The organism is Corynebacterium durum (assembly GCF_030408675.1).
Classification (GTDB): domain Bacteria; phylum Actinomycetota; class Actinomycetes; order Mycobacteriales; family Mycobacteriaceae; genus Corynebacterium; species Corynebacterium durum.
The window spans coordinates 118,670-131,353 of record NZ_CP047200.1 but is presented as its reverse complement, the minus strand read 5'-3'; the positions used below and the strand labels follow the sequence as shown (position 1 = coordinate 131,353).

Annotated in this window: 7 protein-coding genes; 4 read left to right on the top strand and 3 right to left on the bottom strand. The window is 56.4% G+C overall.

The genetic code is table 11. The features are described 5' to 3' along the window. Window positions 1–30 precede the first annotated feature (30 nt). Both CDUR_RS00525 and CDUR_RS00520 read left to right on the top strand, forming a co-directional pair. Complete coding sequence (locus tag CDUR_RS00525; RefSeq protein ID WP_179418583.1) at window positions 31–2,172, top strand: galactan 5-O-arabinofuranosyltransferase; 2,142 nt, start codon at window positions 31–33, stop codon at window positions 2,170–2,172. A gap of 28 nt (window positions 2,173–2,200) precedes the next feature. After that, the gene (locus CDUR_RS00520) at window positions 2,201–5,569 is read left to right on the top strand and encodes an arabinosyltransferase domain-containing protein (RefSeq protein ID WP_179419156.1); all 3,369 of its coding nucleotides are present in this window, start codon (window positions 2,201–2,203) and stop codon (window positions 5,567–5,569) included. Window positions 5,570–5,879: 310 nt separating this feature from the next. Here the strand turns inward: CDUR_RS00520 and CDUR_RS00515 are convergent, their stop codons facing one another. Together CDUR_RS00515 and CDUR_RS00510 are read right to left on the bottom strand one after the other, a co-directional pair. After that, window positions 5,880–7,301 carry a glycoside hydrolase family 25 protein gene (locus CDUR_RS00515; protein WP_179418582.1) on the bottom strand — a complete coding sequence of 474 codons (1,422 nt, stop codon included), beginning with the start codon at window positions 7,299–7,301 and terminating at the stop codon, window positions 5,880–5,882. 553 nt (window positions 7,302–7,854) lie between these two features. Continuing rightward, entirely contained in the window at window positions 7,855–8,946 is a 1,092-nt protein-coding gene (locus tag CDUR_RS00510; protein ID WP_233452969.1) for a glycoside hydrolase family 25 protein, read from the bottom strand. A 116-nt stretch (window positions 8,947–9,062) separates the two neighbouring features. On the opposite strand from CDUR_RS00510, the gene CDUR_RS00505 reads away from it, so the two are divergent. Both CDUR_RS00505 and CDUR_RS00500 read left to right on the top strand, forming a co-directional pair. Beyond that, window positions 9,063–10,994 (top strand): M13 family metallopeptidase, encoded by a 1,932-nt coding sequence (locus CDUR_RS00505; protein ID WP_179418581.1) that lies wholly within the window; start codon window positions 9,063–9,065, stop codon window positions 10,992–10,994. 6 nt (window positions 10,995–11,000) lie between these two features. Beyond that, the gene (locus tag CDUR_RS00500; RefSeq protein WP_179418580.1) at window positions 11,001–11,789 is read left to right on the top strand and encodes an alpha/beta hydrolase; all 789 of its coding nucleotides are present in this window, start codon (window positions 11,001–11,003) and stop codon (window positions 11,787–11,789) included. Window positions 11,790–11,818: 29 nt separating this feature from the next. Here the strand turns inward: CDUR_RS00500 and CDUR_RS00495 are convergent, their stop codons facing one another. Continuing rightward, window positions 11,819–12,679: a DUF2189 domain-containing protein gene (locus tag CDUR_RS00495; RefSeq protein ID WP_290208006.1), complete on the bottom strand. Its 861-nt coding sequence runs from the start codon at window positions 12,677–12,679 to the stop codon at window positions 11,819–11,821. Between the last annotated feature and the right edge of the window lie 5 nt (window positions 12,680–12,684).

Genomic DNA, 12,684 nt, shown 5'->3' with positions numbered 1-12,684 from the left:
AAGCACTGCGAATATGGAACACTGGACGCTATGACACATACAGCTACCAGCGCCTCTGGCTCATCACGTGGCCATGAGGCGAAGCTGGCCTCCACTTCAGGCCCGGACCGAGGTCGGCATGAGGCGTATGAAACAGACATTGTGAGCCGTGGCTGGACCACGCTGGGCATTGTTGCCGCCGCTTTCGGCGGGGGTCTTTTTACTTTGTTGTGTTGGTTTGTGTTGAAACAAACCCATTTACCTGCGTTTGGCGGTTCCTACGTATCGCGCGCCGTGGGTAACGCTGGCACGATTGCCGTCCTGATTGTGACTATGGTGCTGGTGTATTTCTGGCTGAGAGACGAGCACAATTCGGGCAACACCTCTGCAGCTGACGTATCGGAATCGCATGATGCCCACACGTCCCGCAACCCCGATGATGCCCGTACAACAACATCGCGGGATGCGGATGTCACTACTAGGAAGCGCCCACGGTGGCGCACATGGTTGACCTATGTGGTGTGCTACCTCTCCCCTGCCGCCCTTGTGGTGACCACCATAGGCGTCCCCTTAGCTGCCACCAAATTATATTTGGACGGTGTGACGGTTGACCAGGGCTTCCGCACTGAATATCTCACCCGTATGACTGATTCGATGCAGCTCAAGGACATGAGTTACATCGATATGCCGCCCTACTACCCAGCTGGTTGGTTCTGGTTGGGCGGCCGTTTTGCCAACCTCATTGGACTGCCCGGCTGGGAGGCATTCCAGCCATGGGCACTGGTGTCGATTTCTGCCGCGGCCTGCATGTTGGTTCCAGTGTGGCAACGGCTGTGCGGCAGCCTTCCCGTAGCTACGGGCATTGCTTTGGTAAACGTGTGCGTGGTGTTGGTGATGTCGGCGGAGGAGCCCTACGCTGCGATTATCGCCCTGGGCACTCCCGCCGCAACGATCGTAGCTGGACGCGCCGTTCGTGGTTCGGTGTATTCGATGGCTGGGGCAATTTTGTTCCTTGGCGCTTCTGCCTCCATGTACACGCTGTACACAGCCGCCATTGCCCTCAGCGTGGTGGTGGTAGCTGCAGTGTTGGCTGCGGGCGCGCACCGCACACTGATGCCGCTGCTGCATTTGCTAACGGTTGGTGTGGGTTCCATTGCTGTTGCGGCAATTGTGTGGGGTCCCTATGTCATGGCGGTGTATCGCGGCAGGCCACAATCGGGCGCCACCGCCATGCACTATTTGCCCAATGAGGGCACGCAGATCCCCATGCCCATGTTGTCTTTCAGCGTCATTGGCGCGCTGTGTATGTGCGGCTTGGTGTATTTAGTGGTCCGCGCTGTGGATCGTGATGTGCGCGCCATGGGCGCGGCATTGGTGGTGTTCTACGGCTGGATTGTGGCCTCGATGGTTGCCACGTTGACCGGTAATACCCTGCTTGGTTTCCGTTTGGACGCGCTGATTGCCATGCAGTTGGCCACAGCTGGCGTGCTGGCCTTGGCGGAGATTCGCCTCGTGGGGGTTGCCCGCTTGTATCCGCGCCTGGTGGGTCGAAGTCGTGGTCGCACGGTGACGTTGGTGATGGTGATTCTGCTGGGTTTTGGCGGTTTGAGCTATGCACAGACAATTTCGAACCGTAATCATGACGCGATTGATTTGGCCTATACAGACACGGACGGCAATGGCGAACGCGCTGACCGTTTCCCTGCGGATTCTGGCGCCCATTATGCAGAGATTGATCGCGTGATCCAGAAAGATGGGTATGTTCCACGGGAAACAGTGGTGTTGACGGATGAACGCAACTTTATGGCGTTCTACCCGTATCATGGTTTCCAGTCTTTTACCAGCCATTATGCTAATCCACTAGGCGAGTTTTCCATGCGTAACCATGTGATTGAAGAGTGGGCAACGCAGTCCTGGACGTCGCTTGCCGATCCCCGCAGGTTCCGGGAATCCTTGGATGAGTCGGACAAGCAGTGGCGCTCCCCAGATGTTTTCATTTTCACTGGTGACGTTGATGATAAGTCCAAGGGCTGGATGTACGACATCGCGGAGGATATTTATCCGAATAACCCGAATGTGCGGTTCCGCGGTGTGTGGTTTAATCCAGCGGTTTTCTTAAATAATCCTGAACATTGGAACGTGACCCAGGTGGGTCCTTTTGTGGTGGTGACCCGTATAAATCATGGCAGCTAACGTAAAATATGGCACTGTGTCAGAACCAATGCCAGAAAAACCGTCAGAAACCGCGCCCCGGTGGGTGAAGCGACTGGCCATTGTGAGTGGTCTTCTCGGCTTCGTGTTGTTTGTGCTCACCCCGTTCATGCCGGTGAACCAAACACAGTCGTCGTTTAGTTGGCCGCAGCAGAATCAGCTGAACAGTATTACGGCACCGCTGATTTCCTACGCACCGCAGTCGATCGAGGCGTCGATACCCCTGCAGTCGTTGCAGGACATGAATCCTGACCAGTCCATGGTGCTGTCCACCCTCCCTGCAGACAGTAAAGATGCCACCACCCGTGGCCTGTTTGTTCGCTACTCCGAGTCGGGCTTGGATGTTGTGGTACGTAACAAGGTTCCGCTGGAGCTGAACCGCGAGCAAATCAACGCCCTGCCACCTGGCGCTGTGCTGCAGATTTCCTCCACCGAAGAATCCACCGTCGCGAGCATCCCCGGCGCACGGGATAGCAGCGGTGAGGAGTATCGCGGCGAGTTGAAGGGGGACGAGCGCCCGCAGTTGACGGGTATTTACACTGAACTCGCCAACACACCGGCCAACACGGCATCGCTTATCGACGCCGGGCTCAACGTTCAGGTGGAAATTAACTCACGGTTTACATCGTCACCCAGTATCTGGAAGTACATGAGCATGTACGGTGGCCTGGTCATGCTGGTGGCATCACTGTGGGCGTTGAAGCGAATGGATCGCCTGGATGGCCAAGGCCACAGGAAAGTGCTGCCCAATGGATGGTTCCGGCCTCGACTGTTGGACGCCATTGTGATTGTCGTCTTGGTTTACTGGTACATCATTGGTGCGAACACGTCCGATGATGGTTACCTGCTGACCATGGCCCGCGTTGCCGATAACGCTACCTACATGGCGAACTATTACCGCTGGTTCGGCGTATCTGAAGCCCCGTTTGGTTCGCCATATTATGACTTGCTGGCCTTATTAACTCACGTCTCCACAGCCTCTGTGTGGATGCGATTACCGGAGTTTGTCGCTGGCATTTTGACGTGGTGGGTGATTTCCCGTGAGGTGCTGCCACGCATGGGTGAGAAGATTAATGCGCGCAAGGTGGCGCATTGGACGGCGGCGTTTTCATTCCTGGGCTTCTGGATGGTCTACAACAATGGCCTGCGCCCGGAGCCTGTGATTGCGTTGGGCGCGCTGTTGACGTGGGTGTGCATGGAGCGCGCCATTGCGACACGTCGACTGCTGCCCGCTGCTGTAGGCGTCATCATTGCAACAGTCTCCTTGGGTGCCGGCCCGACTGGTTTGATGGCTGTCGCGGCGCTGCTTGCGGCATTGTCTAGCTTGATCAAGATTGTGTACCGCAGGTTGCCGCTGCTGGATGCTGGCCCCGAGGCGTCGAGAGGCGCGAAAATTGAGGGTGTGCTGGCCATGACGGCACCATTCCTGGCATCGGGAACGGCTATTTTGTTAGCGGTGTTTGGTGATCAAACGCTGGCCACGGTGCGCGAATCCACACGCGTGCGGTCCGCTATTGGACCGGCTTTGTCGTGGTACCAGGAATGGGCTCGCTACCAAACCCTGATGCAACAGACGGTGGACGGCTCGTTTACCCGGCGTTTTGCTGTGCTGATGATGCTGCTGTGCCTGGGGTTGGTGTTGGCTTCTGTGCTGCGCAACCGCAGCGTGCCGGGATCCGACGCAGGCCCGTCGAACCGGTTGATGATGGTGTTCTTCGGCACCATGTTCTTCATGATGTTCACCCCCACCAAGTGGACTCACCACTTCGGTGTGTACGCGGGTATCGGTGCCGCGCTGGCAGCGCTCGCTGCGGTGGCCGTGTCACACATGGCCATGCGGTCCGCACGTAACCGCACGCTTTTCATCGGTGTGATCCTGTTTGTGCTGGCCTTCTCTCTGTCCGGCACCAACGGCTGGTGGTACATTTCAAGCTTTGGCATCCCCTGGTTTGATAAATCCATCCAATACCGCCACATTGAAGCATCCACAGTAATGCTAGTTATCGCACTGCTTGTGCTGCTGGCGGCCGCCATCCAGTCTTTTGCTGGCGACGTCCAGACCGCCCGCGCCGAAACCGAAGGAACGGTGCAGCAACTCAACGCCAAACGTCAACGCAACCAAATGAAATTCGCTGGTGTTGCCGCCGCCCCCATTGCCGTGGTTTCGGCTGTTGTGGTGGTGTTCTCCCTGCTGTCACTGACCAAAGGCTTTGTCACGCAGTACCCCGCCTATTCCGTGGGGCTTGGCAACCTGCGTGCGCTGACTGGTAATACCTGCGCCTTGGCCAATGACGCCATGCTTGAAACCAACTCCAACGAATCCTTCCTCACCCCTGCTGACGGAACACCACTAGGATCCTCCCTAGAAATTGGAGATAACCGCGGCTTCGATGCCAACAACGTGCCCACCTCCATCTCTGCTGAAGGCGTTGACTCGGGCGGGGAAGCAGCTGGATCCATCGCAGGTTCCACCGACGATGACACCTCCAGTGGCGACGCCGCCGGACAGTCCACTGGCACCTCTGGTGGTGTGCGTGGTGACGTTGGTGTCAACGGCTCTCGCGCACGTCTCCCCTTCGGCTTGGACTACACCAAGGTCCCCGTCTTGGGCTCCTACACAGACGGCCCGCAGTTCCCCGCCGAAGTGACCACCGCCTGGTACCAGCTGCCTGAACGCAACGAGAACGCACCGCTGTTGGTGGTTTCCGCTGCCGGACGCATCGAACACCATGACATTAGCGGCGTGCACCAAGACGGACAGGAACTTGCCGTGGAATACGGTGTCCGCCAGCCCGACGGAACTGTCACTGACACTGGCAGCGTCGAACCGCTCGACATTGGACCCGCCCCGTCCTGGCGCAACCTGCGTGTTCCCATGGACCAGATCCCGGCCAACGCTAACGTGGTGCGTGTCGTGGCATCCGACACCAGCCTCAACCCGGAGCAATGGCTGGCGTTTACCCCGCCGCGGGTACCCACCCTGGAATCTCTGAACACCGTCATCGGATCGAGTAACCCAGGGTTACTGGACTGGTCGGTTGCTTTGCAGTTCCCCTGCCAGCGCACATTCGATCACTACGCTGGTGTCACCGAAATCCCTGAGTACCGCATCGCGCCCGATCACCCTGGCAAAGTCACGCTGTCCCCATGGCAGGACTACAACGGCGGTGGCGCGCTCGGCGTTGCTGAGGCAATCAACTCCTCCATCGAGGTGCCCAGCTATCTGCGGAATGACTGGGGACGTGACTGGGGTTCCATTGAGCGCTACCACCTGCGTACGAACTCCCGGGGAGTCGCACCCACCGAGGCGATCATCGACTACCAGGAAATCCACCGATCTGGACTATGGACCCCTGGTCGCATGAAGATCAACGACTAAAACTTGGCTTCGACTGGTTGACTGAGAGACCCCCGGAGCTCTTGTCTGATGGCAAGGGCCCGGGGGTTTCTTCTCGGTATTTGCGGGAGAGCTGGGACGCGTCAGGTAACTGGTGGGCTATCGCACTGCCCCAAAAACGCCATGTATCCACCCACCCACAATCAGAAGGACCCGACCATGGTGTGGTTCTCGTATAAATCATCCACTACGAAGCTTTGGACGAAAACCGTAGGTCGGGCCCTGCCGTGAGCAAAACAGCCTATGCAAATTTAAACAGGATTACGCAAAAACAGCAATAGCTGTTACCCCCTTAGTCACTGAAGTTCCTGAGCAGAATGGTCAGATCACCGATGTTGTATTTGTCACTCTCAGACATGCGCTGCAGTTCGTTCACTGGAAGGGTCTTGTGATCAATCTGGCTTTGCACTTCGTCAGCGAACTCACGTGAACTATTTTCATCGAAGCCTGCACTGCTCGTGGCATCAGTAAGCAAGTTCCTAGAGCCGCCACCGGTCGCAATAGCAAGGATAGCTTTGATCAGACCATTGTTTCCCTTGGACAGCACCTCTAGGTCAGAAGAGCTGAAGGAGTGAGACGATCCAGATCCCTTGGTACGATCTGGGTTGTTACCGGGGGTACCGGAGGAGTTTCCAGACGACAGCCCTCCAGACGACAAATCGGCAGAGCCTGATGGACCAATTGGCTGCTTGTCTTGGGCTAGGTTATTACTGGTGGAGTCATTGGACTGTGTCGTTGGATTGTCCTGTGGCTTATTCGGCGCATTCTGAGACGTGGTGGTCTTGTCGTCCTTAGACGTATCCTTGTTCTTGGATGCATCATCTTTGGTCGCGTTTTTGTCTTTAGAAGCGTCCTTATCCTTGGAGTCCTTGTTGTCTTTAGAAGCATCCTTATCTTTCGGTTGCTCCTTAGGCTTTGGTTGCTCCTTGGGCTTGCCTGACGATGCAAAAGAGTTGAATTCGGCTTCGGTGCCGTTGAACACATCCAAATCAACATCACCTTCGATGCCAGACACGTGACCTTTATCGGACTTTTGCCAAATGACCATGTGCTTCCAGCCACCGGGAAGTTGTGGAGGCAATTGTTCATAAGCCGCAAACCACAGTGGATGATCTTTGTATTCTTGGGAATTTGCCATTGAGTCTTCCCAGAAGAATCGGTAAGTGTAGATCATAGTTGGGCGACCAGTTTGCTTTTCCAGTTCGGTGGTAAATTCTTTCACCCAACGCTGCACGCCCGCAGCATCCAGCGGGTTATGATCTTCAGCGTTATCATTAGCAATCTCAATGTCAAGCGTAGGCGGAAGGGAGTCGTCACCGAGAGTTTTCACAGCTTTTGCAAAAAAGTCCGCTTGAGATTTTGCACTTTGCTTCACTCGAGCAAAGTGATAGAGCCCTACCTTCATACCATTGGCTTTTGCCTGTTCTGCATCATACTTCCAGTGGGGGTTCTCATAGGAATCCGATTCAGTTGCTTTGATCAGGGCAAATTTCTGCCCATCACTACCGACGCTCTTCCAATTAAGGGTTTCGTTCTTTTCACCAGGATGCTGATGGCTAGAAATATCAATTCCTGGAATCGGGTTCGAATTGAGCCCCACTTCTGCGCTAGCCGCAGTGTTGGGGGCAATGGCAAGTGCGGCTGCTGTGATCAGCGCCGACACAATAGCACGGTGCCGACGTTGGGTCGGCGTACGGAAATTGCTGATATACATGAAAAATCAAATCCTCATTGTTATAAAACCTCGCCTTGCGCTGAGGCAACCAGTGCCATATACCTGGCAAAAGTTGCGTGATCTTACGTACTTATCAGAGCTGCCACCAACCCTACGTCATAACAAACGCTACATGTAGACACCTCGGCAATTGTGATCAATTAGAAACATCACATCTGCCACTCAAGCCACCCATGCCCCGCGTTTATCACCCCCACGCCACAACCACAGCAGATGTGCGTTTTGATGCCGCAAAAACGCTAGCTTCTCAGGAATTTTCCACCCCCTACAGATGAGCACCAGCGCGACCGCTACTCCGCCGCATCACCCCCTCCGCAGCACAGTCCAGCTTATCGACGCCTCGCCCACCAGCGACACGCGCACCGTATCCAAACCCCAACCAAATGGGGGTAGGTCTCCCGCTAAGCGCCGCGCATGACGACGGGGCCCTGCCTGGGGCTTTCATAAAAGCCATCCACTACGAAGCTTTGATCGAAAACCACCGGCGGGCCCCGCCACGTTTTTTGAACTTAAGCAAATTTAAACAGCGCGACTATTTGCTGGCGTTACTCAGCAGAATGATGAGGTCACCAATGCTGTATTCGTTCTTGTCGGCCATGCGCTTGAGATCGTCAACGGGAAGTGTCTTGTTGTCGATTTGTTTCTGCACTTCACCAGCGAGTGTTTTCGTACCACCGGCGTCGAACCCGGCGCTGCTCACGGCGTCGTTAAGCGCGCCAATGGAGACAGCACCAAGGGCGAGCGCGAGGATGATTCCGACGATTTCACCGTTGTTTCGGGAGAGTGCTCCGAGGTTGGAGGATCCGAGGGCGTCGCTAGCCTTAAAGTTGGGGGTCAGAACCTTGCCGAGTTTGACCTGGTTGCCGGTGCCCAGGGAGTCAAGCTCGGCTTCGCTGCCATTGAACAGGTTCATATCGGTGTTGCCGGTGATGCCATTGACATTGCCACTATCGCTACGCTGCCAGAAGGTCATGTACTCCCAGCCACCTGGCAGTTCGGTGGGTACTTCGTCCTGGTAGGCGGCGAGCCACAGCGGATAGTCCTTGAAGTCGGTGGTATCGCCCATTTGCTCTGACCAGAAGTAGCGGTAGGTGTAAATCATGGGGGTACGGCCGGTGAGCGCTTCAACTTCAGTGACAAATTCCTTCACCCAACGCTGCACTTCTTCTGGGCCTACGCCGTCATCGCTTTCAATATCCAACACGGGCGGCAGGGAGGGTTGTGGCATGGTGCGGATGGTGTTGGCGTAGTTCGCAGCCTGGAGAGCTGCGCTTTCGCCGGGGCGCGCGAAGTGGTAGCTACCCACACGCAACCCTGCTTCCTTGGCCTGTTTGACGTCGTCCTCGAAGTAGGGGTTGGTGTATCCCTGACCTTCGGTTGCCTTGATAAAGGCAAATTTTTGTCCGTCAGCTTCCACGGATTTCCAGTCAATGTCGGATCCATCAGGATGCTGCCAGTCTGCGACGTCAACGCCGGAAACGGGGTTGGCGTCATCGAAAGCCGTGGCTTTGGGCACGGAAATGACGCTGAAGGCGAGCGTGATGGCCATCATAATGGCCACCGTGACACCGCGGCTTCGGAGTCGACGGCCTGATTCTTGTGTGTGGGTAGTGCTTAAGTCCATGCGGACCAACGTACCTCATTTTTCACACATACAACAGTTTTCACACACGTAACAGTTGTCACACGGGTGTAGGAACACGTGACGCGCCTTACAGCCATGGGCGCTACAGTGGGCACATGCACGATCTTTACCGACTAGTAAATGGCCCCTGGCTCGACACCCACACCATCCCCGACGACCGCGGCGTTGACGGCACCTTCCACGCCCTCCGCGACACCGCCGAAGCCGACGTCCGCGCCATCGTTGAAGAGAGCACCGGGCTCGCTGGAACCCTTTACCAATCCTTCATGGACACCGATGCCATCAACTCCGCCGGCACCGCACCTCTCGCCGAAGACTTCGCGCTTATCGACGTCCCAACCATCACCGATTTCCTGCCCGCACTGGGGGCACTCGACCGCACCGGCGTGGGTTCTCCCCTAGGCTTCTACGTAACCAAAGACTCCGACGGCGACAACAACGTCCTCTACCTAGCGCAATCCGGGTTGGGCCTCCCCGATGAGGCATATTATCGCGACCCCGACCACGCGGACACCCTCGCAGACTATGAACACCACATCGCCACCATGCTGGCATTCCTTGATGATGAACAACTCGGTGGCGTCACCCCCGTCGACGCCGCCCGCCGCATCGTCGAGCTAGAAAAAGACATAGCCGCAGGACACTGGGACGTGGTGGACTCCCGCGACAGCCTGAAAACCTTCAACCCCACTGACTTCGCCGACCTGCCTGAGACGGTACGCAGCATCCTCCTAGCCAGCGGCGTGCCAGAGCTGAAACTCATCAACATGATGCCCTCCTTCGTCCAGCACCTGGACAGACTGTTCACCGAGGACCGCCTTGAGGATTGGAAACTCTGGGCCACCTGGCACATCCTGCTCAACCGCGCCGGGCTGCTCACCGACGACATTTCCCGCACGAACTTTGATTTTTATGGCACGAAACTGTCCGGCGCGACCGAGCAGCGGGAACGCTGGAAACGCGGCGTAGGCTTGGCGGAAAATCATGTGGGCGAAGAAATCGGCCAAGAGTTCGTAGCCCGGCATTTCGCCCCTGAATACAAAGCCCACATGCTGGAGCTGGTGGATTACCTACTCGCCGCCTACAAAGAGCGCATTTCCGCGCTGCCGTGGATGACGGAGGAAACCCGAGAAAAAGCTCTGGTCAAACTGTCTAAATTCCGTGCGAAAATCGGTTACCCAGAGGTGTGGCGCAGCTTCGAAGGACTGTCCTTCAACCCCTCTGGTGCTTCCCTGGTGGCTAACGCCCGCGCGGGGTCCGCGTTTACACACGATTATGAGCTGGGGAAACTGGGCAAACCAGTAGATCGCGACGAATGGGTGACCACCCCGCAAACCGTTAATGCGTTCTACCATCCCGTGCTCAACGACGTGACCTTCCCCGCAGCCATCCTCCGCCCTCCGTTCTATTCCCCCGATGCCGATGCAGCCACTAACTTCGGTGCTATCGGCGCGGTGATTGGCCACGAAATTGGCCACGGATTTGATGACCAAGGCAGCCAGTATGACGGCGATGGCAACCTCAACTCCTGGTGGTCTGACAAGGACCGCACAGCCTTTGAAGAACTCACCGGAAAACTTGTCACACAGTTCGATGGCAAAGTTCCCGCAGTGCTCGCTGACACGGATTCCAAGGGTGTAAACGGCAAGTTCACCCTAGGTGAAAATATTGGCGACCTTGGCGGTTTAGGTATTGCCGTGGTGGCGTACAAACGATACCTGGCTGACCACGGCAAAGACTTCTCCACCACCGAACGCATGACGGTGGACATTGCCGGGTCCGACCCTTCCATGCAGGATGTGGAATACAACGGCCTCCAACGCCTCTTCCTCTCCTGGGCACGCATCTGGCGCACCAAGATCCGTCCAGAACTGGCCACGCAGTACCTAGCGGTGGACCCGCACTCCCCCGCCGAGTTCCGCTGCAACATCATCGCCGCCAACGTCGCGGAATTCTACGATGCCTTTGATGTTGATCCTGAAAGCGGAACATGGATCGCTCCCAACGATCGAGTGACCATCTGGTAGGCCACCATGAGCGATGTTGTACATGACGATTCCACAGGCCGCGACTTTCATGTTGGCGGCCAGGACCGCAACCTCTCGGAGGCCGAGCAGCTTGAGCAGCTGAGCTGGTACATCCACGAGCACCATCCCATGCCCACCGCACCTGCGGATAAAGACGCCTGGCTCGCCCGCCTACCCGATCGACTCACCCACGCCGCCATGCTCATGCTGGGGGCTGCGGTGGATCACACCATGCCGGGTGTGGCTTTCACTCAGGGCGTTGAGGTGCAGGAACTGCCCGAGTTAGCTGCGGTGATGTTCATTCCACAGCAGCCGAACGACCGCCAGCGCTGGGCGGTGTCCCTGAGTCCCGGCTTGTCTGCTTTCGCGCTGGATAATGCCTGGCGACCCGAGGTCGCCGCCGCAGCGAACCTTTCCGGCACCACCATCATCGACGTCTCCGACCCCAGTAAAGCCGCCTCCGCCATCGAGTACGCCCGCGCACAGGGGGCACAGCACGTCACCGCATGGGGCACAGCGGAATCAGCGGCGGATGCCTGCTCCCTCGCCCCGCTTATCGACGCCCTGCTGCTCACGCGACCCGTGTATGCCCCTGATGCATTTATTGCCTCAGCAACAGAATCCTGGCCTGCGACAATGATCCAGCACGGCATTCGTGATGACGTGGCTACACGTTGGGAAGATGCAGAAAAACGCGCCACTGTGCGGGAGTACATGGCGGAACACCATGTACTGACCCCAGCAGTGGCGCGTCAACGCATTCAGGATGCGGCAGAGTTTCTACGCTCGGTCTAGCGGTGTGCGAACGTGCGTGGCTTTAGAGTTTAGAGGCTGCGCACCAAGCCACCGCTGATCTGGCGATAGGCGGTGGCATACATAAGAAATATTGCTGGCATGATGACAATCAGGCCCAACCCACAGGGGAGGAAACCAGCAACAGAGATGAGTCCCATCACAATACTGAAGCCCAAAAGTATCAAATAGTGGCGGCGACCATAGTTAATGCTCAACGACAGACATTCAGTAACCGAGCCGCGACCATCGAGAAGGCAAGGGTACAGGAACATAAAGAATGGCGTAAGGAAAAAGGAACCTATACTAATAACCACAGCCACAGCCAAAAAAGCAGAAGAGCTTAATGCTCCCAGGGACAATCCTAGCCCCAGCAAGCCAGCAACGATCTGAATTGCAAACACAACAACAAGTTGGGGATTTTGGAATGTCTCAGAAACTGACACCGATCCTTTGTCTATATATCTCAGCGCAGCATTAATCCCAAAAATGCTCAATGCACCACCGATAATCGACGGAATATTTCGCTGTAACGTACTACTCACCGTCGGGGCTGCGTCTGGATTTGACACATCGTATACTGGCCCCGGAACGATGATGGCTACGACTATTCCAATAAGAGCAATAAGCACCCCCATCAGCAGAGTCATGCCAATCCAGAATCCAGGCTGCTGGAACACAGCCTTGAACCCAAAGCTGATGGCTCCGCCAAAGTCAAGTTTTCCGGTTCCGTTGGCAGTTCCACCAGGGTCTGGCATACCCGAATACTGCTGCTGTTGATACTGGGGGTTAGCATAGCCGCCATGGTCATTTTCGGGGTGTTGGTAGCCATCACCACCTGGTTGTTGCGGATATGGTGGGTATGTCATATTCCTGCTTCCTCCTACTTGCATGTGCA

What these genes read in the sequence shown, in the direction of transcription:
- CDUR_RS00515 (WP_179418582.1), bottom strand. Translation starts at nt 7,301, where the DNA reads ATGTATATCAGCAATTTCCGTACGCCGACCCAACGTCGGCACCGTGCT.
- CDUR_RS00500 (WP_179418580.1), top strand. Translation starts at nt 11,001, where the DNA reads ATGAGCGATGTTGTACATGACGATTCCACAGGCCGCGACTTTCATGTT.
- CDUR_RS00525 (WP_179418583.1), top strand. Translation starts at nt 31, where the DNA reads ATGACACATACAGCTACCAGCGCCTCTGGCTCATCACGTGGCCATGAG.
- CDUR_RS00495 (WP_290208006.1), bottom strand. Translation starts at nt 12,679, where the DNA reads ATGCAAGTAGGAGGAAGCAGGAATATGACATACCCACCATATCCGCAA.
- CDUR_RS00520 (WP_179419156.1), top strand. Translation starts at nt 2,201, where the DNA reads ATGCCAGAAAAACCGTCAGAAACCGCGCCCCGGTGGGTGAAGCGACTG.
- CDUR_RS00505 (WP_179418581.1), top strand. Translation starts at nt 9,063, where the DNA reads ATGCACGATCTTTACCGACTAGTAAATGGCCCCTGGCTCGACACCCAC.
- CDUR_RS00510 (WP_233452969.1), bottom strand. Translation starts at nt 8,946, where the DNA reads ATGGACTTAAGCACTACCCACACACAAGAATCAGGCCGTCGACTCCGA.